Annotated in this window: 30 protein-coding genes; 19 read left to right on the forward strand and 11 right to left on the reverse strand. The window is 56.6% G+C overall.

Annotation, left to right across the window (positions count from 1 at the left end; translation table 11 throughout):
• Window positions 1-11 precede the first annotated feature (11 nt).
• The 10 genes from thiC (at window position 12) to AUC45_RS12430 (ending at window position 7,528) form a co-directional block, all read left to right on the forward strand.
• Complete coding sequence (thiC, locus tag AUC45_RS12385) at window positions 12-1,895, forward strand: phosphomethylpyrimidine synthase ThiC (protein WP_067603026.1); 1,884 nt, start codon at window positions 12-14, stop codon at window positions 1,893-1,895.
• Window positions 1,896-1,900: 5 nt separating this feature from the next.
• The gene (locus tag AUC45_RS12390) at window positions 1,901-2,377 is read left to right on the forward strand and encodes a DUF1772 domain-containing protein (protein WP_067603901.1); all 477 of its coding nucleotides are present in this window, start codon (window positions 1,901-1,903) and stop codon (window positions 2,375-2,377) included.
• 210 nt (window positions 2,378-2,587) lie between these two features.
• The gene (locus tag AUC45_RS12395; protein ID WP_156423843.1) at window positions 2,588-3,007 is read left to right on the forward strand and encodes a chorismate lyase; all 420 of its coding nucleotides are present in this window, start codon (window positions 2,588-2,590) and stop codon (window positions 3,005-3,007) included.
• On the forward strand, window positions 3,004-3,231 hold the full coding sequence (locus AUC45_RS12400) for a hypothetical protein (protein WP_067603032.1): 228 nt from the start codon (window positions 3,004-3,006) through the stop codon (window positions 3,229-3,231). The genes AUC45_RS12395 and AUC45_RS12400 overlap by 4 nt, the downstream gene beginning before the upstream one ends.
• A 10-nt stretch (window positions 3,232-3,241) precedes the next feature.
• On the forward strand, window positions 3,242-4,105 hold the full coding sequence (locus tag AUC45_RS15610) for a Rid family hydrolase (protein WP_197409563.1): 864 nt from the start codon (window positions 3,242-3,244) through the stop codon (window positions 4,103-4,105).
• Between the two features lie 28 nt (window positions 4,106-4,133).
• Window positions 4,134-4,523 (forward strand): hypothetical protein, encoded by a 390-nt coding sequence (locus tag AUC45_RS12410; RefSeq protein ID WP_067603035.1) that lies wholly within the window; start codon window positions 4,134-4,136, stop codon window positions 4,521-4,523.
• A gap of 24 nt (window positions 4,524-4,547) precedes the next feature.
• Window positions 4,548-4,970 (forward strand): hypothetical protein, encoded by a 423-nt coding sequence (locus tag AUC45_RS12415; protein ID WP_067603037.1) that lies wholly within the window; start codon window positions 4,548-4,550, stop codon window positions 4,968-4,970.
• 35 nt (window positions 4,971-5,005) lie between these two features.
• Window positions 5,006-6,220: a HEPN domain-containing protein gene (locus AUC45_RS12420; protein ID WP_067603039.1), complete on the forward strand. Its 1,215-nt coding sequence runs from the start codon at window positions 5,006-5,008 to the stop codon at window positions 6,218-6,220.
• Between the two features lie 156 nt (window positions 6,221-6,376).
• Window positions 6,377-7,024: a hypothetical protein gene (locus AUC45_RS12425; RefSeq protein WP_156423844.1), complete on the forward strand. Its 648-nt coding sequence runs from the start codon at window positions 6,377-6,379 to the stop codon at window positions 7,022-7,024.
• Window positions 7,025-7,177: 153 nt separating this feature from the next.
• A complete protein-coding gene (locus AUC45_RS12430; RefSeq protein ID WP_233998751.1) occupies window positions 7,178-7,528 on the forward strand; it encodes an HPF/RaiA family ribosome-associated protein in 351 nt (116 codons plus the stop codon).
• Between the two features lie 67 nt (window positions 7,529-7,595).
• On the opposite strand, the gene AUC45_RS12435 is transcribed toward AUC45_RS12430, so the two are convergent.
• Both AUC45_RS12435 and AUC45_RS12440 read right to left on the reverse strand, forming a co-directional pair.
• Window positions 7,596-8,192, reverse strand: a complete 597-nt coding sequence (locus AUC45_RS12435; RefSeq protein ID WP_197409564.1) for an OmpA family protein — start codon at window positions 8,190-8,192, stop codon at window positions 7,596-7,598.
• Between the two features lie 192 nt (window positions 8,193-8,384).
• Window positions 8,385-9,626 (reverse strand): FAD-binding domain-containing protein, encoded by a 1,242-nt coding sequence (locus AUC45_RS12440; protein ID WP_067603047.1) that lies wholly within the window; start codon window positions 9,624-9,626, stop codon window positions 8,385-8,387.
• 185 nt (window positions 9,627-9,811) lie between these two features.
• On the opposite strand from AUC45_RS12440, the gene AUC45_RS12445 reads away from it, so the two are divergent.
• The 5 genes from AUC45_RS12445 (at window position 9,812) to AUC45_RS12465 (ending at window position 13,088) form a co-directional block, all read left to right on the forward strand.
• Window positions 9,812-10,378 carry a fasciclin domain-containing protein gene (locus tag AUC45_RS12445; RefSeq protein ID WP_067603907.1) on the forward strand — a complete coding sequence of 189 codons (567 nt, stop codon included), beginning with the start codon at window positions 9,812-9,814 and terminating at the stop codon, window positions 10,376-10,378.
• A 110-nt stretch (window positions 10,379-10,488) separates the two neighbouring features.
• On the forward strand, window positions 10,489-10,896 hold the full coding sequence (locus AUC45_RS12450) for a COG3650 family protein (RefSeq protein ID WP_067603909.1): 408 nt from the start codon (window positions 10,489-10,491) through the stop codon (window positions 10,894-10,896).
• A gap of 110 nt (window positions 10,897-11,006) precedes the next feature.
• Window positions 11,007-11,417 (forward strand): GFA family protein, encoded by a 411-nt coding sequence (locus AUC45_RS12455; RefSeq protein WP_067603050.1) that lies wholly within the window; start codon window positions 11,007-11,009, stop codon window positions 11,415-11,417.
• Window positions 11,418-11,610: 193 nt separating this feature from the next.
• Complete coding sequence (locus AUC45_RS12460) at window positions 11,611-12,696, forward strand: PAS domain-containing protein (protein WP_067603052.1); 1,086 nt, start codon at window positions 11,611-11,613, stop codon at window positions 12,694-12,696.
• Entirely contained in the window at window positions 12,693-13,088 is a 396-nt protein-coding gene (locus AUC45_RS12465) for a response regulator (protein ID WP_067603054.1), read from the forward strand. The genes AUC45_RS12460 and AUC45_RS12465 overlap by 4 nt, the downstream gene beginning before the upstream one ends.
• Before the next feature lie 3 nt (window positions 13,089-13,091).
• Here the strand turns inward: AUC45_RS12465 and AUC45_RS12470 are convergent, their stop codons facing one another.
• Entirely contained in the window at window positions 13,092-14,522 is a 1,431-nt protein-coding gene (locus tag AUC45_RS12470) for a S41 family peptidase (protein ID WP_067603057.1), read from the reverse strand.
• Window positions 14,523-14,771: 249 nt separating this feature from the next.
• On the opposite strand from AUC45_RS12470, the gene AUC45_RS12475 reads away from it, so the two are divergent.
• Entirely contained in the window at window positions 14,772-15,362 is a 591-nt protein-coding gene (locus AUC45_RS12475) for a YbhB/YbcL family Raf kinase inhibitor-like protein (protein ID WP_067603060.1), read from the forward strand.
• 38 nt (window positions 15,363-15,400) lie between these two features.
• Window positions 15,401-15,643, forward strand: coding sequence for an SWIB/MDM2 domain-containing protein (locus AUC45_RS12480; RefSeq protein WP_067603063.1), 243 nt, complete (start codon window positions 15,401-15,403; stop codon window positions 15,641-15,643).
• Between the two features lie 20 nt (window positions 15,644-15,663).
• Here the strand turns inward: AUC45_RS12480 and AUC45_RS12485 are convergent, their stop codons facing one another.
• Window positions 15,664-15,903, reverse strand: coding sequence for a DUF3253 domain-containing protein (locus AUC45_RS12485; RefSeq protein WP_067603066.1), 240 nt, complete (start codon window positions 15,901-15,903; stop codon window positions 15,664-15,666).
• A gap of 97 nt (window positions 15,904-16,000) precedes the next feature.
• Here AUC45_RS12485 and AUC45_RS12490 point away from each other — a divergent pair, with 97 nt between their 5' ends.
• On the forward strand, window positions 16,001-17,290 hold the full coding sequence (locus AUC45_RS12490) for a dipeptidase (RefSeq protein ID WP_067603911.1): 1,290 nt from the start codon (window positions 16,001-16,003) through the stop codon (window positions 17,288-17,290).
• 15 nt (window positions 17,291-17,305) lie between these two features.
• Here AUC45_RS12490 and AUC45_RS12495 read toward each other — a convergent pair whose 3' ends face one another.
• The 3 genes from AUC45_RS12495 to dapD all read right to left on the reverse strand — a co-directional run bounded on the left by AUC45_RS12495 (window position 17,306) and on the right by dapD (window position 18,685).
• Window positions 17,306-17,488: a DUF3008 family protein gene (locus tag AUC45_RS12495; RefSeq protein WP_067603069.1), complete on the reverse strand. Its 183-nt coding sequence runs from the start codon at window positions 17,486-17,488 to the stop codon at window positions 17,306-17,308.
• Between the two features lie 135 nt (window positions 17,489-17,623).
• The gene (locus tag AUC45_RS15905; RefSeq protein ID WP_197409565.1) at window positions 17,624-17,776 is read right to left on the reverse strand and encodes a hypothetical protein; all 153 of its coding nucleotides are present in this window, start codon (window positions 17,774-17,776) and stop codon (window positions 17,624-17,626) included.
• A gap of 72 nt (window positions 17,777-17,848) precedes the next feature.
• On the reverse strand, window positions 17,849-18,685 hold the full coding sequence (gene dapD / locus AUC45_RS12500; protein ID WP_067603072.1) for a 2,3,4,5-tetrahydropyridine-2,6-dicarboxylate N-succinyltransferase: 837 nt from the start codon (window positions 18,683-18,685) through the stop codon (window positions 17,849-17,851).
• A gap of 197 nt (window positions 18,686-18,882) precedes the next feature.
• On the opposite strand from dapD, the gene AUC45_RS12505 reads away from it, so the two are divergent.
• Window positions 18,883-21,303, forward strand: a complete 2,421-nt coding sequence (locus AUC45_RS12505) for a S8 family peptidase (protein ID WP_082701117.1) — start codon at window positions 18,883-18,885, stop codon at window positions 21,301-21,303.
• An 18-nt stretch (window positions 21,304-21,321) separates the two neighbouring features.
• On the opposite strand, the gene AUC45_RS12510 is transcribed toward AUC45_RS12505, so the two are convergent.
• The 4 genes from AUC45_RS12510 to AUC45_RS12525 all read right to left on the reverse strand — a co-directional run bounded on the left by AUC45_RS12510 (window position 21,322) and on the right by AUC45_RS12525 (window position 26,413).
• Window positions 21,322-22,392: a phosphotransferase family protein gene (locus tag AUC45_RS12510; protein ID WP_067603915.1), complete on the reverse strand. Its 1,071-nt coding sequence runs from the start codon at window positions 22,390-22,392 to the stop codon at window positions 21,322-21,324.
• Window positions 22,393-22,406: 14 nt separating this feature from the next.
• Window positions 22,407-23,495: a Zn-dependent alcohol dehydrogenase gene (locus tag AUC45_RS12515; protein WP_067603076.1), complete on the reverse strand. Its 1,089-nt coding sequence runs from the start codon at window positions 23,493-23,495 to the stop codon at window positions 22,407-22,409.
• A gap of 29 nt (window positions 23,496-23,524) precedes the next feature.
• Window positions 23,525-24,862 carry an acyl-CoA dehydrogenase family protein gene (locus AUC45_RS12520; RefSeq protein ID WP_067603079.1) on the reverse strand — a complete coding sequence of 446 codons (1,338 nt, stop codon included), beginning with the start codon at window positions 24,860-24,862 and terminating at the stop codon, window positions 23,525-23,527.
• A 99-nt stretch (window positions 24,863-24,961) separates the two neighbouring features.
• Window positions 24,962-26,413 carry an MFS transporter gene (locus AUC45_RS12525; protein ID WP_067603083.1) on the reverse strand — a complete coding sequence of 484 codons (1,452 nt, stop codon included), beginning with the start codon at window positions 26,411-26,413 and terminating at the stop codon, window positions 24,962-24,964.
• Between the last annotated feature and the right edge of the window lie 204 nt (window positions 26,414-26,617).

The following is a 26,617-nucleotide window of genomic DNA, read 5'->3' on the forward strand; positions in this document are numbered from 1 at the left end:
AGAGAGCAGAGATGGCCGATATCAATTCACCCGTCGAAATTGGCGTAACCACTGGCCCCATCAGAGGCAGCCGCAAGGTCTATGTTGGTGCGCGCACGGGCTCTGGTGTGCGGGTTGCCATGCGCGAAATTGATCTGGAAGGCGATGAGCCTTCGGTGCGCGTTTATGACACGTCCGGTCCCTACACCGATCCTGATGCAAATATCGACATCAATGCGGGCCTTCCGGGTCTTCGCAGCGACTGGATCCACGCGCGCGGCGATGTTGAGCAATACGACGCGCGCGAAGTAAAACCAGAGGATAACGGCCAGCTCGGCCCGGATCGCAGCGGCGGCGTGGCGCAATTTCCCAACGTGGTAAAACGCCCGTTGCGCGCAAAGGCAGGCATGAATGTCACGCAGATGCACTATGCGAGAAAAGGCATCATCACGCCCGAGATGGAATATGTCGCCGAGCGCGAAAATCTTGGTCGTGAACTTGCAAAGGATCACGTGCGCGATGGCGAAAGCTGGGGCGCGGAAATCCCCGATGTGATCACGCCGGAATTCGTGCGCAGCGAAGTTGCGCGGGGCCGGGCTATCATCCCCAACAACATCAATCACCCCGAAACCGAGCCAATGGCGATCGGGCGCAATTTCCTGGTCAAGATCAACGCCAATATCGGCAATTCCGCCGTCGCATCGGACGTCGCGACCGAAGTCGACAAGATGGTGTGGGCGACCCGCTGGGGCGCTGACACGATCATGGACCTATCGACAGGGCGCAACATCCACGACACGCGCGAATGGATCATCCGCAATTCGGCTGTGCCCGTGGGCACCGTGCCGATTTATCAGGCGCTCGAAAAGGTCGGCGGGGTTGCTGAAGATCTGACCTGGGACATCTTCCGCGACACTCTGATCGAGCAAGCTGAGCAGGGCGTCGACTACTTCACCATCCACGCCGGCGTGCGCCTGCCCTTCGTGCCGATGGCAGCCAAGCGTGTGACCGGCATCGTCAGCCGCGGCGGATCGATCATGGCGAAATGGTGCCTCGCGCATCACAAGGAAAGCTTCCTCTACGAGCACTTCGACGAAATCTCCGAGATCTGCGCCGCCTATGACATTGCCTATTCGCTGGGTGACGGCCTGCGCCCGGGCTCCATCGCCGACGCCAATGACGAAGCGCAATTTGCCGAACTCTACACTCTGGGTGAGCTGACCAAGCGCGCCTGGGCGCAAAACGTGCAGGTGATGATCGAAGGACCGGGCCACGTGCCCATGCACAAGATCAAGGAGAATATGGAGAAGCAGCTGGAGGCTTGCGGCGAGGCGCCGTTCTACACGCTTGGGCCGCTCGTCACCGATATCGCGCCGGGATACGACCACATCACCAGCGGCATCGGTGCCGCCCAGATCGGCTGGTACGGCACTGCGATGCTCTGCTACGTCACGCCCAAGGAGCACCTTGGCCTGCCCGACCGCGACGATGTGAAGGTGGGCGTGGTGACATACAAGCTCGCCGCCCACGCTGCCGATCTTGCCAAGGGGCACCCGGCAGCCAAAGTGCGCGATGATGCATTGTCGAAGGCGCGGTTCGAATTCCGCTGGCGCGACCAGTTCAACCTATCGCTCGATCCCGAAACTGCCGAGGACTACCACGACCAGACGTTGCCCGCAGAAGGAGCGAAAACGGCGCATTTCTGCTCAATGTGTGGACCAAAGTTCTGCTCAATGAAGATCAGCCAGGAAGTGCGCGAATTTGCAGCCAAGCAAAACTCCGACAGCTATCTCGCGAACGAGGATCTGAAGGGGGAGAATTCCCCGCAGGAACGTGCGCAAAACGAGGCAGGCATGGAAGAAATGAGCCGCGTCTATGAGGAAAAGGGCAAAAAACTCTATTTGCCGGAAGAGTGATTGCGATGACGCTGCCAGTTGTTCTGTTGATCTGGTTTGCGGCCCTGTCCGCTGGGATCATGGCGGGGGTGTACTTCACCTTCTCGGTATTCGTAATGCGCTCGCTTGCCGAGCTCGGCGATGAGGCTGGTGCGCGGGCGATGCAGTCGATCAATAGAGTGATCCTGAAAAGCGCTTTTCTGCCGTTATTCTTCGCCAGCACACTTGCCTGCGCTGCGCTGGTGGTGCTTGGCTTGATCGGCATGGCGGGGCCGCAATCATGGGCCGTGATCGCAGGAAGCGCTGTCTATGTGATCGGCATGTTCGTGGTGACGGTCATTGGTAATGTGCCGCTCAACGACAGGCTCGATGCGGTCGATCCGGCGAGTGCGGAAGCCAAGGCGATGTGGGCCACTTACCTGGCGCGCTGGACACCGTTCAACCATGTACGGACATTGGCAAGTATCGCGGCGATGGGCTTGCTGATTGTCGGCCTTCAGTAGAGGGCGTGGTTGCAAGGGAGAAGGCGAAATGGGGCGGTCGATAACTACGTTCTGCTTCAATCTCGTCGCGTCTGATCTGGAGGTGGACTGCTGAAGGATATCACCGAAGCCCTTCGCACGCGGCTGGCGCAATTCGATGGCCGCGCGACAACACTGCTCGGAGAGGCAGAAGCTGCCTTTTACGAGCAGTCTGGTTATCGCAGGGCGTTGGTGCGGCTCGCTGCCGATGCTGAAGACAACATATCGAGCGCGGCGACCTGGTTGCTGAAATCCTGGCTCGAAAAAGGCGGCGCAATAACCACGAAACAGACCGCTGAGCTGTGCGCTGAATTGCCCGGTGTTACATCATGGCAGGCGCAGCTCCATCTGTGCCAGTCAATCCGGTTCCTTGACGTGACAAAGGACGCTGCAGCCGCTGTCCATCGCTGGCTCGTGCCTCTGCTTGCGCATGATCGCCCGTTTGTGAGAGCATGGTCACTCGACGCGCTGGCCAGCCTTGCCCGGCAGCATTCACACTTGCATGCTGCGTTCGCAAAAGCGCTTGAACATGCCGAGCAGGATGAGGCTGCGTCCGTTCGGGCGAGGGCGCGAAACATCAAGCCAATAGTATCGGGAGGAGTTCGGATATGACCCAACTACCATACGAAGCCGAAATCGCAGCAGCGGAGGCTGCGCTCCAGCGGGCCAAAGAGCTGCTACAGCAAGAGATCTCCGATTACCCAAACCCGATTTCCGGATGTGATGCGCAATATGTCCGCTTGATCAGTGATCGCACGCGGATCGCATCATGCCTGCGTGTCCTCGATGAACAGCCCTTTGTCGCAACCCCGCGCATGCTTGAACCCACGGCCTAGGAGATCTTGGATGAAACACGTCACACTCGCATCCATTGCGGCATTCACCCTGGCCTCCACCCCCGCGCTCGCTGACGATCACGCCGAGGCGCCCAGCACCGAAAAACAAACCATCATGCCCGAAAGCGAGGGTGGGCGCGCGTTTATGGAGGAGTTTGGTTTCTCCGAAGCGGTTATCCATGGCGACACCGTCTATCTCTCCGGCGTTATCGCTGGGCCTGCGCCGGAAGGGCGAACTCGCGAAGAGGCCTATGATCGCACGTTCCAGTATATCGGCAGCGTGCTTGAACGCGCAGGCTCAAGCTGGGACGATGTGATCGATCTCACCACTTACCACGTCGATATCGATGCCTCGATGCCCGCTTTGGCAGAGGTCAAGAACCGCTATGTCAAAGCGCCATTTCCCGCTTGGACCGCAATTGATATCGACCGGCTCTATTCCCCCGATGGCGAGGTTGAGATCAAAGTCACCGCGCGGCTCAGCCCCAAACCTGATCTCGCCTTCTTGCCGCTTGAGGGCAGCTCCACCCCATTTTCCGAAGCGGTGCAGGCGGGCGATACGCTCTATCTGGCAGGCAAGCTGGGCACGGCGGCTGATGGCAGCGGGCTTGTCCCCGGCGGGATCGAGGCGGAAACCCGGCGCGCGATGGAGCGGATTGGCGAGACGCTCGCCAAGTACGATCTCACCCACGACGCCATCGTCAAATGCACCGTATGGCTCGCCGATATCGGAGACTTCGCCGCGTTCAATTCGGTCTATCGCACGTTCTTCAAGGAAGGCCGCTATCCCGCGCGCTCCACCATGGCGGTGAAAGACCTCGCGGCGGGCGCTGCGATTGAGATCGAATGCATGGCGTGGAACCCGCAAGGTTGAATTGCGCAACAGATAAGAGGGAAATGAGATGGCTTTGCGAATAATTGTATTGGTTTTGGCTGGCATGGCCTGTGTCAGCGCCCCTGCGTCGGCGCAGGAACCTGCCCCCGCCACCGTTGACGCAGCCCCCGAAACCGCATCGCCCCCGATCACCTCGCGGCAGTTCGAACGCTGGGTTGAAGGGCGCATCGGGCGGGGGGATCCGGTCTATTGGTACTCGGTCGGCACCATGCGTTCCTACCCCGATGGGAAGCTGATCGCGCGCATGGAAGGCTATGACACGGCGCGCATGCACCAGCCCGATAAATCGCGCGAGCTTGCCCACCAATACAACCGCAAGATCTACATCTTCCGCGATCCCGAAACGGGCGAAGTCCTGCGCGAAGTCGATGGCAAACCCGTCGAGCCCATCGCCTAACCCTACCAGTTCATCACTTATGAGTTGAAAGATGGCGGGATCGAAACTTTCGTCGAGCAAGGCACAGGCGAAAACGTGCGCCGCATCGGGCCGGGAGACCAGATTTCGATGCGGATGCTGGGCGAGACAGCGGTGTTCTCAGCCCCCGTCTATCTCGATTTTTCGATGGGGCCAGAAGCAAGATATCAGGCGTTTGAGAATTACGATTTCTTCTTCCACCCCGAACGATCGATGAGCAAGCCCAACCAGCTAAGCTGGGTCCGCTATGGCCCTGCCCCCGAATGGGCAGGCGGCGTGCCGACCATCATGCACCTTGTGACATGGCGAGTGGACAGCTTTGAAGAAGTGCCCGCAAGCTTGCGCGAATATATCGAGAGCGATGCCGAGTTGTGGCGAGAGCCGCCGCAGGACTTGGCGGATGTTAGGCGGTTGCAGGAGGGGAACTGATTTCGGTCAGAATCTCGGTTTTTTGGGAATAGCGAATGGACACGATCGCAGGCCGACAGATCGAAAGAATCGGGCATCTGGGACTGCCTGTCATCAGGCCGAAAACTGTTGAGGGGCCAAACACGCTTTCCGGGATTGAGAAGAGTCTAGTGCTCAAGCTTCTTCACGATGCTGAGGGGCAGAAAGTACTTAGTGAGATACGATCAAAGCCTGAAGTATTAACGTTAGAAGGAAAAATGATCGCGACATCTTACGGCGGCCGTACGCTTTTTGATGTGAGGCTTTTGGCCTGTTGGTGGATATGGCGAGCCAATTACGTCGGACGCAACCAAGCTAACGCAGAGCTGGATGCATATCTGTCAGCCGACAATATCGAGGTCGATCTCGTGGAATGGCTGCAGGGCGTAGAGGTTGATGGCTCGATCGATCTGGGGCTTGGATATCAACTCGCCCCGGCGAAAGACTATTATGATGTCGATGAAAAAGAGGCTCTACTCAAGTTCGACCTATCTGGACACGAATTGCAAGACCCTGCAGCGAGCGCGATTCTAAAACGGACCGTCCAGCTCTCAAAAGCGGTCTCAAAGGACGAAGATAACTTCGATTCAGCGGCACGTCGGAGTGACGGTCATGAGATGTATCTCGCCGTCATGCTACTCAACTGTCAATCTTCATTCACTGCTAATTCAGTGCTCTCAACCAGCCACATTCAGCCGAATACTCCGCCGTTTCGTTTTCATGGCGGTGGTGGAAGGATTGGCGAGCGTCAGAAGCACTTGAGCAACGGAAAAGTCATGCCAGACGCGAAGCTATTCAATGATATGATGTCCTCCGCTAGGCGGTGGGATGATCACGAGCTCGACTTTTATTTGACAGCTATGAAACGTTTGTCCTCCGCAAAAGCAAGTCGCAGTGGACACGATTTCGCCCTTGATCTGGGTATTGCGTTAGAGATGATGCTATTTAAGGGTGATCGATCAAAATCTGAGATTAGAAACAAGTTCGCTGCTAGAGGCGCTTGGTTACTCGCTAAAGACGTTGAAGATAGAACAAGCCTTTTTGGAGCTCTTCTTGAGATTTACGATTTTCGAAGTCGTGTTGCACATGGTGGGGCTTTAAACCTCAGGGCTAAACAGTGGCATGCCTTCCGTAAGTCTCAGGCTGAGCAAGTCTTGATTGCTGAGTCTGTTTTTCAAAAAGTTATCTCCGAGGGCGAACCTGACTGGAAGCGACTGGTTCTCGGTGGCTAATCCATCCATTCTGATATTCGACTAGGTCCCTCTCCGTTCCCGAAATCGGGAAGGCTGCTCAACTGTCTTCGATGCCCGACTTCGTGGGGAGGGATGGGCGCATAACTGCACCCACCCACCTTTCCTACTTCGCCAAAATCTGCCCTATCCTGGCCGATGAGCACTCGAAAAACTGCCGCGAAAGGCACTCCCGCCCGTTCCCCTACACCCTCCGATAAGGTGACACCCATCCGCAGCGATGGCTGGACGCCCCAAAAGCAGGCCGCTTTTCTGCGGCAGCTTTCCGCGACCCATTGCGTTAGTGAAGCAGCGCGATCTGTTGGGATGAGCCGGCAATCGGCCTATCGCTTGCGATCAAAGCTCAAGGGCAAGCCGTTTGATCTCGCTTGGGAGGTGGCCTTCCACCATTCCTATGATGTGCTGGCGCACACGGCGCTCGAGCGGGCGCTTAATGGGGTGGAGGTTCCCATTTACTTTCAGGGCGAACTCGTCGGCACGTATCGCCGGTTTGATGAGCGGCTGACGGTCGCGCTGCTCAAACGCTTTACCCAAGGAGGTAACCCTGTTTTCGGGCGGCTTGCCAACAGCGCCGAAAAGCACGCGCGCGATTTTGAAGCTCTGCTTGGCAGCCTCGAAAAGGGTGAAGATGTGGAGACCGGAGCGCTGGACGTGGATGATCCGGGGGAGTTGGAAGCCATAAGACCGTTTCGCGGTGCCACGACGCCAGAAAGCCCCTCCACCCCATGTCCGTCAACCTGGTCAGATGACGAACTAATCAAGGCTTTAGAGGGGGTTAAGAAATAGCCCCTTGGGTGACAGGGTGTAACCTTTGTCACCCTATTGGCGCGTTCCGGCCTACGCCGATCCGGATCGCAATCGGGTCCGATTGTGCTTGCCCCCGGCCTCTTTGCACCCCACATTGGAAACACGAAAGATATACAAAGGAGAGCACGCACTATGACCATGCAGTTCCAGTTCAATTCCGATAGTTCGGTGATGGGCACAGAGAATGTGGCGGAGCGGATTGAGGCGATGATGCGCGAGAAATTGGCGCGTTTCGAAGATCGGCTGACGCGGGTTGAAGTGCATGTCTCGGATGAAAACGCGCGCAAAGGCGGCGCGGATGACAAGACCTGCATGATCGAGGCGCGCCCGCGCGGGGGACGGCCGATTGGCGTGACGGAGCATGCCTCCGAAGTGGACGCCGCCGCTCGCCGCGCTGCGAACACGATGGTTCAGCGGTTGGAGCGGGTCTTGGGCAAGAATGAAAAGCACGGACATGATCCGCGCCCTGACAAGGTGATGTGAGTTACAATTCGGGCGCGGCGTTTTTGATTTAGAGCCGCGCCCAAATGTCTTTTTAGGTAGGAAGTGCCTACTCTACGACGGTGATTTCAACCCTTCGCGCTTCGGCGTTGGTCATGTCCTCGCTGGTCGTATCGTCCGGCCTCACAAGTTCGGTGCGGCCATCGTCAATACCGAGCGCGACCAGTTGAGCCTGGACATTTTCGGCGCGCTGCTTGGAGAGTTCCGCATTAAGTTCGGCATCACCAGTCGGATCGTTAAAGCCCGAAATGGCGAGCGTTGCATCAGGATTGGCGCCCAGATAAGAGACAAGGTCTTCTGATACGGTGGCAAAATCGGGCGTCACATCAGTCGATCCGCTGTCGAAATAGACCGCGAGCATCGGCAGGCCATCGCGCTCACTTGCAAGCACACCGGCGCCCTCGGGGATTTCGGCAACGGGCTCTGGTTCGGCAACGGGTGCAGGTGTTGCAGGAGCGGTGGCAGCGGGCTGCTCTTCCTCATCGCTGGAAAGGACGTTGTAGCTAGTCCAGATCGAAACGAGCGCCGCAACCGCGATGGCTCCCGCTGCGACAAGCGCGACGAGACAGCCGGTCTGGAACATGGTGTCTTCGCTCTCGCCGCGTTTACGCTGTCCACGAGCGCCAGTTTGAACGGGATCGGCCATAATCATTTCCCCTCTCTATCAGCGTGCGAGGGTCCATCAGGCGGCCGGAGCAAAGTCAGTCGAACCGCATAAGGGACTCGAAAACACGAGCGCGACTGTAGCGGAACAGGGATAAATGACAAGTTTGCAATACACAGTGCGTGTAAAGCAATGTGGACTATTTGATGAGGTAAGGGTTGTTGTGAGGAAAGACTAAGCGGCTTGGGCTTCGTCGCTGGGAATGCTCAGTTCGCCAAGGATGCTCTCGATCTTCTTCTTGACGCCAAAGAACCCAGCCTTGGCATAGGGCCAGGTAGCGCGGTCTAGGTCGGAGACAATGGTGTGAAGATGGCCGCTTTCCTGAAGTGGGGAAAGCTCATCGAACAACGCATCGCGGGTCCAACCCGTGGGCAGATAAGGAACGACGAGGTGTTTGATACCGGCTTGGTCAAGAATGCCCGCGAGTTCTCCATTGCTTGACCATTGGGCAGAGGGGCAATCGAAAGCGGCGCCGGCATCATCAATGCCGTTTTCAACCGCTTGGGCCGCGAATTCCTGCGCCGAATTGCCGAGATCGCGGGGAGACCGCGCTGTAGGACGGGCGGCGCCGATGATGAGGGAGGGCTTCGATGGGAGCGAGATGGCGCTGTGATGAGCTGCCTCATCATGGAGCAGCAATGCGTATGGTTCATCCACTTCCACCTCGCCCGGAAATTCGATGGGCGTGCGGCCATGCTCGGGCTCTTCTTCCAGAGCCGGTGCATCGCTGGCGAGGCCTTCTGCTTTCAGCGGACCATCAGGCTGGTTTTCGGTGTAGCGGGCAATGTTGTCTGCGCGGGCGAGATAGGTTTTGCCCTTGGTGTGAAGACCGCCGACCCACCGCCAGGAAAGCGTATTGGACGCCGCGTCGCCATCGACCAGATGTCTCAGGAAGAAGTCTGCGCCGAGTTGCCAATCGAGCTTGAGAGTGAAGATCCAGATGCTTGCAAACCACATGCGAGCGTGATTGTGGAGGTATCCTGTTTGGGTCAGTTCGTTTGTCCAGTGATCAAAGGCTGCAATGCCGGTGCGTCCTTCAACCGCCTCAGCATAGGCAGTGCGGAGGCCCGAATTGCTATCAAGCCGATCAAACGCCTCGTCGCGATCCTCGCAATAGGCGCGCCAGATGCTTGGGCGTTGTTCAAGATAGCCTTTGAAATAGACCCGCCAGAACACTTCCGAAACAAACTTTTCGGCCGCTTTCAAGCTGTGGTTTGCAAGCACGGCATCCACAACTTCGGCCTCACTCAGGACGCCTGCATGAAGCCAAGGCGAAAGCTGCGAAACATTCGAACGCAGACCGTCATCAGCTGGCGGATCATCGTAATTCCGGCTTTTCTCATAAGCTCTGCCGGCATTGGGGAGAAAGTGGTTCAGGCGGGCCAAGCCCGCTTGGCGTGTCGGTGTAAAAAGCATGCTGCATTAACCGTGCATGCAAAGGCTGGTTCCACCGGCACCTTCGATGGGATGGGCGGTTCCTAAGGAAAAACCTTGAGAAATTTGGAACATCCAAACGTTCTATTACTTCGTACCTATGTGTGTGCGCATGGCAGCAACGCTGCGTGCGCAATGACTATCCCCCAAAACACGAGGAGATTTTTATGAAGAAACTTCAACTTACACTCGCATCTGCAGTCGCACTTTCACTCGCCGCATGCGCGAGCGAAGCCCCAGAAGATACCGCTGCTGACGAAACCGCCGTAACCGAAGAAGCGACCGCTCCCGGTAACATCGTTGAAGTTGCTCAGGGTGATGAGAGCTTTTCCACGCTCGTTGACGCAGTAGTCGCAGCAGAGCTGGTCGAAACGCTTTCAGGCGAAGGTCCGTTCACCGTATTCGCCCCAACCAATAAGGCCTTCGGTAAACTCCCAGAAGGTACCGTTGAAAATCTCGTCGCAAACGACAAGGAAACGCTCGGCGCGATCCTGACCTATCACGTGGTCGAAGGTGCGGTCGACGCAGAAACACTGATCAATGCGATTAATGAAGCAGGTGACGATGGCTACACTGTCACAACTGTTGGTGGTGGCACATTCACCGCAGCAGTCGTTGATGGCGCAGTTGTCCTGACCGATGCGGCTGGCAACACCTCAACCGTGACCACCCCAGATGTCCAAGCGACAAACGGTGTGGTGCATGTGATCGACACGGTCTTGATGCCGCAGTAACTCGATACTGATACATATAGTTTTAAGGCGGGTCTCTTGACGGAGGCCCGCCTTTTGCATTGATGGCCCTATAACGGCCTTTGACATGCGCGTTGACAAAAGGATCGGCGATGCGGTTTCCATTGATGATAGCGATACCTCTTTGCTTGTCTGCGTGCGGGCAGACCGATGGCATTTCTCGCGACACTGAACCATTTGGTGCGATCGGTGAGAACGAGACAATCACGGCGGTTGGAACAGAGCCTTTCTGGTCAATCGAGATCACCCGTGATCAGGCATTCTTCTCCTCACCGGAACAGATGGACGGAATCGCATTTGAAGTGAGCCGGTTTGCGGGAAACAATGGCCTTGGCTTTTCAGGCGAGATGCAGGGCGAAAAGTTAAATCTGACGATCACACCTGGCCAATGCAGCGATGGGATGAGTGATCGAACTTTTCCTTACACTGCCACCCTTTTGCTCGGGGATGACACGCTCGAGGGCTGCGCACACACCGATATTCAGGCATTCGAGGAATAGCACCAATCGAAAGAGGGGACTTTGGATCCTCGCACTTTTGTTGAGGAGTGAGGGCTTGTGCCTCCGCATCGAAGCAGTCATCTTCTCATCGTGAGGCGAGGGAGGATGTAATGACAGACCAAACAGGAGGCTGCTTGTGCGGCAAAGTGCGATACACGCTGGAGGCTGATCCGGTTGTGTGTGTCACTTGCCATTGCAAAAATTGCCAGAAGCAGGCGGGAACGGCTTTGTCAGTCATTGTCGGCGTGCCAGAAGCCGCCATGTCAATCGAAGGCGAGGTCAAGACTTACAACGATACCGGAGACAGCGGCGCGCCGGTCTATCGCCAGTTCTGCCCTGAATGCGGTTCCCCTGTTTTTACTCGCCTTGAACGCGGCGATGGATTGATGTTCATCAAGGCGGGCACGTTCGATGACACCTCTTGGATCAATCCAGCGTTCCACTGCTACACGAAAAGCAAACAGCCCTGGGTTGAATTGGGCGAAGTACCGGCTTTTGAGACGGTCCCAGAGGGTATGTGATCGTCAGCACGGCTTTGGTTTTGCCTGTGTGATCAATGTTTTAGGCCGGTATCGAGTATCGCGATTATTGTGCAGTGCAATAATTCCCGGAACATTGGCCGGCATCTCCCGTTGTATTAACAACTCAAGATAGAATGGCGCCCGCTTGAATTACCCCCGTTTGTAAGCCGGTTGCGCCGCGAAAGCAGGTTACATGAATACCGATGACGAGCGCGAACGCGCTCGCCTGAGTGATCAGGCGGGTATGCGGTTCGACGACGCGCCTGAACGTTTTAAAGCGGGCGGTGCAAAGACCGAATTTTCCGGAGCTTCCGGCGTCCTTTTTGAACAAGCCATGGCGCAAACCCGCATGGCGGTGTGCCTGTGCGATCCGCATCAGGATGACATGCCGATCGTGTTTGCTAACCGTGCGTTTCGCCGGCTAACAGGCTATGCAGAAGAAGAAATCGTGGGTCGCAATTGCCGTTTTCTTCAAGGACCAGCGACTGATCCTGCACCGGTTGCCAGGTTGCGCGATGCGATCGCAAACGAAGATGTCGCCGTTGTTGAGCTTCTGAATTACCGCAAGAACGGAACATCGTTCTGGAATGCCTTGCACCTTGGCCCGATCTACAATGATGAGGGCGAACTGGTGTATTTCTTTGGCAGCCAATGGGATGTGTCCGACGTCCGCGCCGCGCGCGCGCAGGAACAGCATGCCAAAGATATGGCGCGAGAGCTCTCCCACCGCATGAAGAACATGTTTGCTGTCATCTCAGGCATCGTGAACGTGACGGGCCGGGCGCGAGGTGTGCAGAGCGAGGCGGCTGAAATCAATTCACGAATTCAGGCACTGGGCCGGGCTTATGAAACAACGCTCGATGAAGCATCGAGTGGCAGCATCGATATCGGTCAGGCGATCCGAGCAGTTCTTCTTCCTTACGATAATAATGAGGAGCGACTGGAACTTCTCGGCAATGGCGTGAGGATGCCGTTCACAGTGATCTCTGTGATTGGACTAATTCTTCACGAACTTGCAGCCAACGCGACAAAGCATGGCGCGTGGACCAATGATGATGGGAAAGTCACCGTCGACTGGTCGGCGGGCGATGATCAAATGTTAACAGTCACTTGGCGCGAGCAGGGTGGACCTCAGATTGATGAGGATGTCATATCCGCTGGGACTGGCACGGCCATTGTGGATCGGCTATTGTCCAGTGGTCGCGGGTCGATCTCGCGGCAATGGGATAAGACGGGTCTGACGGCGAAAGTCACAGTGCCTGTGCGGGGATCGATATGACGGAACTGTTCACGCTGCTCCTGCTTGAGGATGAGCCGCTGATCATGCTCGACTTGGAATATGCGGCCGAAGATCGTGGCTGCCGCGTGCTGAGCTGTGCGAATTGCGACGCGGCTTTGTCGCATATTGATGCGGGCACGCGCATTGATGCTGCGATCCTCGACGTCTCGTTGGGCAATGGCGAAACCTGCTTTCCGGTCGCCCAAAAACTCGCGCAGCTGCGCATTCCCTACATCCTGCACTCAGGTGATCTTGATCGACACAATGAGCGAATTCGCGAGATTGACGCTGAACTCGTCGCCAAACCTGCAGCCGCTGACAAGGTCGTTGCGCACGCCATTGCTCATGCAAAGGGTCGCAATACCGGCAGCGAAAAAATCGCTGCCGAATAATCGTTAGAACAGACCCGGCATTTCATACTGCGCTACGCTCGGGCGATCCGGCTGTAGCGCTTCGAGCCCTCTGGCACTCTGCACACCTTGCTGACCTGGGGCACCCGTAATGGGCGTGCAGGTTCTACCGGCAAGAAAATCCAACGCTCTCGAAATCGAGGCTTCGGCGGGATCGCCAAATGGCCTGAAGATATCATCGGTTGCACGGCAAGAGTTTGGTATCTCGCTAGCAAGACCAGTGAAGTAATCGCCATTTCCATCTGCATTGACTGTCTGGAATGTGACAGCACGCACGCGCAAATCACACGCTGCAAGGTCAAAACCAAACTGACCAACTGGTTTGCCCGATGTGTCGCTGCCAATCAGTGCGATGCTGTCATTCGCGAGGTAAGGAATCATGGAATTCGTTACCAGCTCACTCGCCGAAGCCGTGCTTCGCGTTGAGATAACTGCGATCTTGGTTGGTTGAAGTGCATTGGCTTCGGTCTCGAAAAACTCAGTGGAGTTCTCCGAAGACTTTGAAGGTCGCAGAACCGTCTCACTGAACACTTGGCCTACGCGGCCCTGGCCCAAAAGATCGCCCAGCGTTTCGGCAACACTCACCAATCCGCCGCCATTATAACGAAAATCGAAAATCAATTCCGTCACACCCTCGCGCCCGAATAGCTCAAAAGCGTCGCGCAATTGATCGGCGGCATCAGAGACAATGAATGTGCGCAAATTCAGATAGCCGACTCTCTTTCCACCATCATCAAGGATGAGAGCTCCGTATCTGTCTGAGATCGGATCAAGCGAAAACTCCGTTTTGATCACGGCAGTTTCGACAACCGTACCCGTTGGCGTCGTGAAGCGCAGCACACGCTGGACGCCGGGATCAGATGGCCCCAGAGCGTCAATCACTGCCGCGGGTCCGCCGGAAGCCATGAGGTTCGAGACAAGCTGCAGATTGCTCGAACTGGTTCCGATCGCAAGCAACTCGCTGCCTCGGTCAAAACCCGCTTGAAAGCCGTTGCCGTTTTCAAATGCTTCGCTGCCAAACACGCGATTGTTCACTGTGTCATAAACTAGCCGAATTCCAAATCCTGCGCTGGAACCCGATGCAATAAGCTCGTTTTCCTCTGCGATTGATGTTGCGAAAGTAAAGCCGACATCGCGCGACTGGGCGCGGGCAGGGGCTACGCGCGCGTCAAGGAAAGACTGCACATCGCTAAAACTGGCAGGATCGACGGTATTGTCGAGTAAATCCGGGAACAGGTACCATTCATTCAGTACGTCATCAGCAAACGCGATCTGATCGCTGACTGCGCAGCCCGTCGTCACCGGGGAATTGCCGCCGCCGGCAGCTGGAGCTGCGTTCGATCCATCTCCTCCTCCACAAGCTGTCAGGATCATGGCTAGTGATACCGTCAGGGCGGTTGCGCGGGCTGATTTCATTGGGATGCGACTCCGGGAATTAGGTTCAAGCGAACACAGGCTTGGACGCAAATAGTTACCGAGACCATGCATACGCATGATGAATAGAGCAAGATTTTGCCGCATAATTCACCATCTGTGACACGTTGATCGGTTGATTTCTTGGGCTTTTCCGAGAGTTTTCCTCAGAAACCGGGGTAAATGTCACCCTGACGCCTCGTTTCCCGGGCTCGTTGCGACTAGCTAATACTCCATGAGAGTGATTCAATCATGACCCAGTTTCCCGACTGGCTTCAGGGCAAATTACCCGTTGCTGCCCAGCATTCGGGGCTTGCAATTGCGAGCCTTGGCGATGCACGATCGTTCGGGCGTGGTGGATTTTCGCTATCCAGCCCTGCTTTCGATGCAGGCGAAGAACTGGATCCTTGCTTTACCGCCAAGGAAGAAGACGCCGTTGCGCCGCCCCTGGAATGGACTGCGCCGCCGCCCGGCTCCCAGGAGCTGGTGGTGGTCGTCGAAGATGCTTCGAGCGATGGCGAAAAACCGCAATGCCATTGGCTCGTCTGGGGTCTGCCTGGCCAAAAAGGCAAGCTGCTGGAAGGCGAAACGCCGCCGCGCGCAGGTAAGAACGCGCTTGGCAATTCCGAGTGGTTGCTGCCTGACCCACCGGTGGGTGAGACGAGGCATTACGTCTTTCAGATTTTTGCGACCGAGCTTCCGCTGACTTTGATGCCCGGCGCAACCCGCGATGATCTCATCGCGTCGATCAAAGGTTTCGTGACCGCTTGTGCAGTGCTCTATGCGCCGTTCACCGGTGTCGAGGCGGATGACGGCGCGGATTGGGACGATGACTTTGAGTAACGTGAATTTCTAACGCCTGATACCTAAGGGAGAAAACTATGGCGAACGCACTGCAAAAACCGGTGCAGCTTTCGAGCGAACTTGAAGCGGTTGTTGGCAAAGGCCCAATGCCGCGCACTGAAGTGACTTCGAAAGTCTGGGCTTACATCAAGGCCAACAACCTGCAGAAACCATCAGACAAGCGGACCATCGTTCCTGATGCAAAGCTTGGCGCCGTGATCGGCAACGATGAAATCAACATGATGAAGATGACAGGCAAGATCTCAAAGCACCTTACCTGATCTGAACTTTCATTGATGATTTATGGGCGGCGCGCGATCCTATAGGGTCCGCGCCGCTCCTGTTTCGGTTCGCCTTTCCATGAAAGGCTGATAGCCTTTTCTGAGATCAGAACGTCCACCGCCAAGTGAACGTCCTCTATATAATCGCGCCAATTCCTATTCGAGCCGGCCAGAATGCGTGCTGCTTCGCTCGGGCAGATCGTTTTGTTCGCTCCACGTTCTTCCAACAGGCCAAGAATTGCTCGTTTAGCCCCGCTCACTGGGACAGCCCCTTGCTGGGTGGGAAACCTGCAATTGTTCTATGAGATCGGCCGCGCTATCCACCATGGCATATCTCTATCGGAGGACTGCTTGATGATGCAACGTGCCGCTTTGATGCTTGCTGCGACTGCCCTCGGGTTCGTGCCCGTTCACGCTCAGGACGACACCGCTTCCGAAAGAATCGATCCTGATATCGCAGCGGCCAACGCAGCATTGGATGCAGCTCCCGTTTTCGATGGCCACAACGATGTGCCAATTCAGATCCGCGCTCGGTTCGACAATCAATTGGTGAATTTCGACTTCACTGACACTAGCGGGACGGCGGATGAGGAAAGCGGCAGGAACGCCATGCATACCGACATCGCCCGTTTGAGAACAGGAAAGGTTGGGGCTCAGTATTGGTCGGTCTATGTCCCGTTTCGCTTACCTGAACCCGAAGCGGTGAAGATGACGATGGAGCAGATAGATATAACCAAGCGTCTGATCGCGAAGTACCCCGATGATCTTGCGCTCGCACTGACAGCGGATCAGGTCGAAATTGCGATGGCAGAGGGCCGCATTGCTTCACTGATCGGGATGGAGGGTGGCCATTCGATTGGGTCAAGCCTCGCCGTGCTTCGCCAGATGTATGCTCTGGGTGCCCGATACATGACGCTAACGCACAATTCGAACACGCCATGGGCAGACAGCGCGACCGATGATCCCAAGCACGGAGGCCTTAGTGATTTTGGCCGCGATGTAGTGCGTGAAATGAACCGGATCGGTATGCTCGTTGATCTCAGCCACGTTAGCGAAGAGACCATGCTGGATGCGCTCGAAGTGGCAACTGCTCCTGTCATCTTCAGCCATTCCGGCGCGCGCGCGATTAATGGTCATGCGCGCAATGTGCCTGACAGTGTGCTTGAGAAGCTGCCACAGAATGGCGGAATTGTGATGGTGGTCGCGTTGCCCGGTTTTCTAAACGATGCTGAGCGTGAATGGTTTGCTTCGCGATCGGCTGAAGAAGCTCGGCTGAAGTCACTTTTTCGTGGGCAGCCAGACATCGTGACGTCTGCAATGGCCGAATGGGATGAAGCCAATCCCACACCCGAAACCATGATCAGCCACATGGCCGATCATATCGATCACATCAAATCCGTCGCGGGCATTGAGGCTATCGGCATCGGCGCCGATTTTGACGGGATGCCGATAGGGCCCGTGGGTTTTGAAGATGTGGCCGGCTATCCAGCGCTTTTCGCCGAGTTATCTCGGCGCGGCTATTCGCAGGTCGAAATGGAACTCATTTCGAGCCGCAATGCGATCCGCGTGCTGCGCGATGCAGAGCGCGTTTCTAGCAGTCTGCGGAGCCAACCTGCCATCGAAACGCTGATACCAGAGGCTGAATAGAACCTCTGGCGCTAATCAATCGGCAGTTTCCGGCAGATCATCGCGCGGTGTAGACGCCATTTCTTCAAGCTCTTCTTCGGACATGCTTTCATACATTTCGATCGAAGCGCCTTCGAGGTCAGACTTTTGAGCCTCGCCTCGTTTCGCCGCGAGCGCTGCTCCGGCTGCTTGCTGCTGCGCTTTGCTTTTTGCTTTCACTGTCCATTTCCTTCGCCAAAGCACGAACTCAAGCAAACACTAGGCGTCAAACGCTATGTTTATTGATTGTGCTGTCTTAGGGTTATCGAGACAGAAATGGATAGTCAGCTAAACTGGTTCCAATATTGCCGGAACCTATCCCCAGAGTGCGGGAATAATCCAAACGGCGCTCATAGCGATAACAGCGATGACAAGGCCAATCCCCAGCACATAGCGCATATGGCCGGTGGTCTGTGCCGCGCGGGCATCGTCATCTTCAATGTGAATTTCGTCTTGATTGTCTGACATGGGTCCCATCCATTTTACCTGAGTGTACGCCATTAACGGCGCGATTGCTCGCCTGTTCCTAGTTTTTGAGGGTTAGTCGCGCAATAAGTCGTTTATCCCGGTTTTCGAACGCGTCTGTGCATCCACAGTCTTCACAATGACGGCGCAATAAAGCGAAGGACCAGGCGATCCGTCGGGCAAAGGCTTGCCAGGCAGGGTCCCGGGGACGACCACGGCGTAAGGCGGCACCTCGCCCATATGCACTTCACCCGTGGCGCGATCGACAATCTTTGTTGAGGCACCAAGGTAGACGCCCATCGAAAGAACAGCCCCTTCGCCAACGCGCACACCTTCGGCAACTTCGCTGCGCGCACCGATAAACGCGCCATCGCCGATAATGACGGGTTCTGCCTGAAGCGGCTCAAGCACACCGCCGATCCCTGCGCCACCAGAAATGTGCACATTCTTGCCAATCTGTGCACATGATCCAACGGTCGCCCACGTATCGACCATGGTTCCTTCATCGACATAGGCCCCAATATTGACAAAGCTGGGCATCAGGACCGCACCTTGGCCAATAAAGCTGCCCCGACGGACAACAGCACCGGGGACTGCGCGAAATCCAGCATCTCGGAAGCGATTTTCGCCCCACCCGGCAAACTTGATAGGCACCTTGTCAAACGCCGCTTCGCCTGCACACGCGTCGGGCATCAAACGGTTATCATTGAGGCGAAATGACAGCAGCACCGCTTTTTTGAGCCACTGGTTCACTTTCCAACTGCCATCGCCAGTCGGCTCCGCTACGCGTGCTTCACCGCTGTCGAGCATGGCAAGAGCGTCAGTGACCGCATGGCGCACATCACTGCCAGGCGTCACTTCCTGACGATTTTCCCAGGCTTCTTCGATTTGCGCGATCAATGTCTCGGTCATGGAGCTTTCCGATGGCTTTCTAATGATGTCAGTGCGCCTAGCGATCCAAGCGCATTGCAGCAAGTGCGCACCGTGCTGTCCCCAATTTGTCGCAGGACAGCGTCCAAAATGGCGGCGTTATGGGTTGCCCCTTGTCAGCGCGTTAAGCTTAAACTTAAACCTGAAACTTAGGAGGACCGCGAAGAGGATAAACAGTCATGCGCCAGCACCCTCCGCACTCCAGCGATGAAAATTCTTTGATTACACCTGATGCCAACGCTCCAATCCGATGGAAAGTTGTGGCGGCAGCTGTTGCATGCGCAGCGTTGACGGCCTGCGGCGGCGGCGGTGGAGGCGGCGCCGGTGTGGCGTCGATCCCACCGCCCCCTCCACCGCCTCCACCTCCACCGCCACCACCTCCCCCACCACCGCCGACCAATTTCAACACGCAGGAGTTCCGGCGCTCTGATGGCCCGGCCTTCCATGGCGCCGATGAGGCCTGGCAACAGAACTTTACCGGCGCGGGCGAGATCATTGCGGTTATCGATACAGGGATCGATGAAGACAGCCCTGAATTTATGGGCCGCGTTCACCCTAATTCGGCTGATGTAGTCAGCAATCGGCCCGTCACTCCCGAAGATGACCACGGGACAAACGTATCATTGGTCGCCGCAGGCGGACGCGACGATACTGGTATTTTGGGCATCGCTTTCGACAGTCAGGTGCTGGCCATTCGCGCAGACAGTGTCGGCAGTTGCGGTGCGGACACTCCGCAAAATGCCAATCTTGATTGCAGTTTTGATGATCGCGACATCGCGAGTGGTGTCGATCTGGCGATCTCGACAGGCGCCACCGTTATTAACCTCAGTCTTGGCGGGGGAGGGGCATCACAATCCCTCCGGAATGCGATTGCAAGGGCAGCTAATGCTGGCATCGTGGTTGTTGTGGCAGCTGGAAATGGGGGCGATGGGTCCGAGCCGGGGATTGATCCTGATCAGCCCGATCCGTTTGCATCGAGCCTTTTGACCGCAGGCAATGGTAATGTGATCATCGTCGGATCGGTCGATGATCAGGGGGAAATTTCAGATTTCAGCAACCGGGCCGGCAATTTCGCTAGTTCCTATTTGACCGCGCGCGGAGAGCGTATTTGCTGCGTCTACGATGAGGGCGAGCTATTCGTCGAGAACATCGATGGCCAGCAGTTTGTCACGCTCTTTTCCGGCACCAGTTTTGCGGCGCCGCAGGTGGCCGGCGCTGTCGCGCTCCTTGCGCAGGCATTTCCAAACCTTGAAGCGACCGAGATTGTTGAAATCCTACTCGACACTGCTCGCGATGCGGGGGCGGCAGGTACAGATGAGGTGTTTGGGACCGGCATTCTCGACATCGCAGCAGCAATCGCGCCGCAGGGGACAACTTCGCTTGCAAGCACTGGAACAGTTCTCGCACTTACCGATGATTTCGCCATTGGTTCTGCGGCGATGGGTGATGCGCTGACAGGTGCGAGTTTGAGCACCATCGTGCTTGATCGGTATGATCGCGCTTACAACGTTGATTTTGGCGCTCGGTCGCGCAGTGCTGCTCAGGTTCAACGCCTGCGCGGCGCGGTTCAGCGCGGCGGATTTACCCAAGCCGCCAATTTGGATGGCCTGTCTTTGGCAGTGACAGTCGGCAAGGGGCCGCTTGCAGGCGGCCTGAATTGGGCCCGTGATCTGCAATTGTCGTCGCAAGATGCGATTGGCGCTCGGGTTTTGGCAGCGCGGGCTGCGGCAAAGATTGCTCCTGATTTGCAGCTAGGTTTTGCGATTTCGCAAAGCGCCAAAAGTCTCGTCGCTCAAATGCAAGGTGCGGACAGACCCGCGTTTGCAATCGCGCCTAGTGCTGGGAATGATGCAGGCTTCCTTGAAAGCAGCGATCTCGCCTTTGCTGCACGCCATCAGATTGGCGAATGGGGTCTTACGGTTTCTGCGGAAAGCGGACGCGCCTGGCTCGGCAGTGAGCGTCAGGCCAACGATATCTTGCCCGGCCTTCGCGAACGCCGCCCGATGTCGAGTTTCAGCCTCGCAGGTGATCGCAAATTTGGAGCGCTCGAAACCAATGTCGCGCTGACATGGCTACAGGAAGACGGCACTCTGCTTGGTTCGCATTTCAACTCGGCGTTCGGCATCACTGGCGCCGACACTCTATTTGTCGATGGTGAGGCGAGCTATAACTTCGTGCCTAACTGGCAGCTTGGGGGCTCCTTGCGCAACGGCTTTACTCGACCGCGAGCAGGCTCGCTCGTCGGCTCTGGCTCGCAACTTTGGACGCAAGGCTGGTCGCTTGATCTCAGCAGGCGTGGCAACTTTACGATGGCCGACAGTCTCGGCTTTCGTCTCAGTCAGCCCTTGCGTGTCAGCGGAGGCGGGCTGAATCTTGAGCTTCCGGTCGCTTACGATTACGCGACAGAAAGCCCGATCCTGGGTCGCCAGCGCCTCTCGCTGACACCCACAGGTCGCGAGATCATGAGCGAACTTGCATGGGGATCACCGTTCCTGTTTGGCTTTGCATCGGCCAGCGTGTTCTATCGCAGCGAACCCGGTCATTTCTCAGCCGCCCCTGATGATGTGGGCGCTGTGATCAGGTTCGACGCTTCGTTTTAGGAGTGTTTTCTCCGGGTGCTACTCCGGCATCCCAGCTGCTTTGGCGAAATTGTAGGCGTTTTCAATCAGAGGCGCGACGCGTTCGCTCATCTGCTTGGCATGCGCAGATGAGGCAGTGCCGTCGATCACGCGCTTTTTGATGCCTTGCATGATCCCTGCAAGCCGGAAGAGGTTGTACGCGAAGTACCAATCCATTGGCGGGACTGGATAACCAGTGCGCGCAACATAGCGATCGACTGCTTCATCCTTCGAGGGAATGCCCAGGTCCTCCAGATCGAGCCCCATCAGACCAGCACGCCCATCTGCGGGGTTGTACCAGTTGAGCATGAGATAGCTGAAATCGGCAATCGGATCGCCGAGTGTCGACAATTCCCAATCGAGCACCGCGATAATGCGCGGCTCATCATGCGCGAAGATCACGTTGTCGAGCCGGTAATCGCCATGGACGACGCTTGATCCATGCTGGGGCGGGATCGTTTCGGGAAGCCATTCAATCAGCCGCTCCATCTTGGGTTGATGCTCGGTTTCAGAAAGCTTGTATTGCTTTGACCAGCGAGAGATTTGCCGCGCGCAATAATCGGTTGGTTTGCCGAAATCACCAAGGCCGATTTCGTCCGGCTTATTAAGGTGCAGATCGGCCATCGTATCGATCAGCGCGTTGTAAATCTCTCGGCGTTCAGCAGGCTGCATCCCTGGCAGAGCACCATTCCAAAGCGAACGGCCATCGGCCATGCTCATCACGAAGAATTTCGAACCGATGACCTCCGGATCTTCGCAAAGGCCATACGTGCGCGGAACGGGGAAACCAGTCGGATAAAGGCCCGTCATCGCCTTATATTCCCGATCCACGGCATGGGCAGAGGGAAGCAGCTTACCAAAAGGCTGGCGCCGAAGGACGTAGTTTGTCGCCGGTGTTTCGATCTTATAGGTTGGGTTGGATTGGCCGCCTTTGAACTTGGTGTAGCTGATGGGGCCCGCAAACCCTTCAACATTGGCTTCGAACCATGCTGTTAGCGCTTCAAGATCGAGCTTGTCCCGCTCCTCGACAGCAACGGTGCCGACCATTTCCTTGTCGAAATCAATGTTCATCGTGTTTTCTGGCATCAGTCAAACATCACCACGCTGCGCGCATGGCTCCCTTCGCGCATTTTATCAAAGCCCGCATTCACATCCTCAAGGCCGATCCTCTCGGCAATGATGGTGTCGAGATCAAGGAGACCGCGCATGTAGAAATCAACGAGACGCGGTAGATCGACGGGGAAGTGGTTCATCCCCATGATTGCGCCCATCAGTTTCTTGCCTCCGAGGAGGTCCATAGCGCCAAGGCCGACTTTGCAATCCAAGGGCATCATGCCGAGGATCACGGCTGTGCCGCCCCGGCGCAGTGCTGCGACGGCAAGATCGGCCGAAGCCTGACGGCCAACAGCTTCGATCGCCCAATCAACGCCGCCACCAGAGATTTCCATGATCTGCTGGACGACATCATCGGCCATGGCATCGACTGTGTGCGATGCGCCCAGAACCTTTGCGAGTTCACGCTTTTCAGGCAGCGGATCAGCGGCAATCACCTTGCCCGCGCCTGCGATTTTGGCTGCATTGATCGTGGCCAATCCCACGCCGCCGCAGCCCACAACAAGCACAGTCTCGCCCGGTGTCACCTTGCAGGCGTTGAATATCGTGCCAGCACCCGTCGTGACAGCGCATCCGATGACCGCGGCGCGATCAAGTGGCATATCCTTATCGATCGAAACACACGCGTTTTCATGGATGAGCATCTGTTCTGAAAGCGAGGATAGATTGAGCATTTGATTGACGGGCTCACCACCAGAGCGTGTCATGCGCGGAGCATCTGTCTTGCCGCGCCGGGTTGCGCCGCCAAGGCATAGTGCCATTCGCCCTGTCACGCAGAATTCGCAGGTTCCGCAAAACGCGCTGAGGCAGGAGACGACGTGATCACCCGGCTTCACCGTTTTGACTTCAGAGCCGACCGCACGGACAACGCCTGCCGCCTCATGCCCCGGAATGCAGGGCAATGGGTGCGGGTAATGGCCGTCAATAAAATGAAGGTCGGAATGGCACAGGCCGCACGCCTTGGTGTCGATCAGAACTTCGTGCGGCATGGGATCGGCGACTTCGATATCGCCGATCACCAGCCCTTCGCCCGGTTTCTCCAGGATGGCTGCCTTCGCCATGCTTTCCCCTCTCTAAGCGGTGTACGCGATTAACGCGCTACGCCGATATCGCCCGATGACATGCCGCCATCATTGGCCGCATCGCCGACTCCGCCCCCACGCAGCGCATTGGCAGTTGGGCCTTCATTGGGCAGGTGCTTTCCGAATTCCATGCGCGCAATAGAGCGAGCGTGAACTTCGTCAGGACCATCGGCGAGGCGCAGAGTGCGCTGGTTGGCGTACATGCGCGCAAGGCCGTAATCCTCGCTCACGCCGCCGCCGCCATGCGCCTGAATTGCATCGTCAATGATGCGCAGCGCCATGTTGGGGGCCTGCACCTTGATCATCGCGATTTCCTGTTTCGCAGCCTTGTTGCCGACCTTGTCCATCATGTCGGCGGCCTTGAGGCAGAGAAGGCGCGTCATATCGATATCGATCCGGGCTTGCGCCACGCGCTCTTCCCAAACCGAATGCTTGTAGATTGGCTTGCCGAACGCTTCGCGCTCTTGCAGGCGTTTGCACATCCGCTCCAGAGCTTCTTCCGCGCAACCGATGGTACGCATGCAGTGGTGGATACGGCCCGGGCCAAGGCGCCCTTGCGCGATTTCAAATCCGCGTCCTTCACCAAGCAGCATGTTGGTGACAGGGACGCGCACGTCCTTCATCTCAACTTCCATATGGCCGTGCGGTGCATCGTCATAACCGAAGACGGGCAGGTGCCGCAGGATGTTCACGCCGGGCGTGTCAATTGGCATCAGGACCATTGATTGCTGCGCGTGGCGCTTGGCTTCGAAATCGGTTTTGCCCATGACAATCGCGATCTTGCAGCGCGGATCGCCAAGGCCCGATGACCACCATTTGCGGCCATTGATGACATATTCATCGCCGTCCCGCTCAATACGGGTTTCGATATTGGTGGCATCAGAACTCGCCGTGAAAGGCTCTGTCATCAAGAAGGCGGAACGAATTTCGCCATTCATCAACGGGGTTAGCCATTGGTCCTTTTGCTCGCGCGTACCATAGCGGTGGAACACTTCCATGTTCCCCGTATCGGGTGCGGAGCAGTTGAAGACTTCCGATGCCCAGCCAATGCGGCCCATCTCTTCAGCGCACAGTGCATATTCAAGGTTTGTGAGGCCGGGCCCTTCGAATTCGTATGAGTCATCGACATGATGATGGCTGTCATTGCGCGGTGGCATGAACAGGTTCCAGATGCCGGCTTCCTTGGCTTTGGCCTTGGTCTCTTCGACGATAGGGAGCACTTTCCAACGCTCACCCGCCATGTCCTGTTCGTCGTAGACGCTGACATTGGGGCGCACTTCCTTGGCAATGAAATCGCGCACGCGGTCACGCCAATAAACCTGACGTTCGGTTGGTTCAAAATCCATCTCGATGATCCTCTTCTCGTTCAATCCCGTTTGATTCTTCGGGCGAGACCGTGGCAGAGCGAACGACACCCGCCAAGCTCTCATTTGTGCAATTTGCGTCTAGGTCGCCATTCCAGCGCGCTTGCCGGAAGCCATCCGGGCAAGCCGTTCTTCATGCTGCTCACGGCTGATCGGGAACCGGCCGAGCCAGAACGCGGCGAGCAGACCCAATACCGTCGTTGCAACAGCAAAACAGATGATCATGGTGGTCACAATTTGCGGGTCAGTCGTGACGGGGTCCGCCCCTTGTTCCAATTGCGAAATGGCGACGATTTGCCCGGTCAAAAACGCGCCAAGACCGGTTGCGCATTTTTGTACCAGCCAATTGCCGGAATAGAACGAACCCTCCGCCCGGCGACCTGTGCGCTCTTCAAAAGCTTCGACGATTTCTGCGATCATGGACGATGCAGAAATCATGATGACGACGCCAAACATATTCGCGAAAATCACGAACGTATAATAGAGCGCGGTCGATGAAAGGCTAGCAATTTCAGGCCAGAAACCGGCGAGGAATAGGCCATAAGGCGCAAGGCCAAGAATGATCGCAACGATCGCGCTGATAAGGGCGCTTTTAGGCTTGCCAAACCGTTCATGCATCGGCCCCACGATCAAGAACATCCCGATAACAGAGATGGCAAGGATGATGGGATAAGCGGTCAAACCATTCAGCCATGCTGGTGCCCAGTCAAAGGATACCCTGTCCAATTGCCAGACATACAGGTTGAGATAGTTCGATATGGAAAAGGTCATCCCTTGGCTGATGTATGCTGCCAATCCCCCGGCTGCGAAAATCAGAAATGCTTTTTCGCTGAAAGCTTCCTTTATCTCGCCAAACGCTTCGCTGAGGCTGAATGGTGACGGCTTTGTTTCGGGCAGATGCGCGACGATTTGGTGCTGGCCTATCGCTGACCCCAATGTTGCGACCACCATTAAGATCGCTCCGAATGTTCCGAATGCGGGATAGCCTTCTTGCTGAAGCAGCCCATTCTCGCCCGGCATGAAGACCGTGTAGGCAAGGATCATCATCAGGATGCCGCCCATCCAGCCCGACAAGTATCGATAGCGGAAAAGCGTGGTGCGTTCGGTGTAATCGTTCGTTATTTCCGGGACGAGGCTAACGGCGGGCACTTCGCAGGCCGACAGCAGGATCCTTACTGCGACCATGATGCCGAACAGGCCCAGCGCGCTGGGCGCTTCCCCGCCGGGGGGTGACCACAGCATGATCCAGAAAAACGCGAGCGGTATGGGCGCTGCATAAAGCCACGGCAGACGCCTTCCCCAGCGCGTGTAGGTGCGATCCGACAGATATCCGATGATCGGATCGATAAAGGCATCGACCAGCAATGCACCAAGAAGGATAAGCCCGACGAGCCCCGCATCCATTCCCAGGACTTGGCTGTAATAGAACAGCAGGAAGAACAGGAAGCCGCCGTCTTTCACGCCGAACGCGACCGCGCCGAAGCCGTGGATCAGCTTCAAACGCATGGGCAGCTTGCCTTCGACAAAGCTCATTCAGCGCCGCCTTTGGCGTTCAAGACTATCGCGAATCCCGTCATGCTGGTTCTCCCAAACCTTGGCGCTTAGCCTAGAGTTGCGCGGTGTTTCGTCAATGTCGGCCTTTCCAGAAATTCGCTGACGCTACGGCATGGCATGAGGAGCGGCGAAACCGAAACTCAGTGCGGATGAGCGCTTGCAGGAGTGGGTGAAATGACGATA

The organism is Erythrobacter sp. YT30 (assembly GCF_001542875.1).
Classification (GTDB): Bacteria; Pseudomonadota; Alphaproteobacteria; order Sphingomonadales; family Sphingomonadaceae; genus Erythrobacter.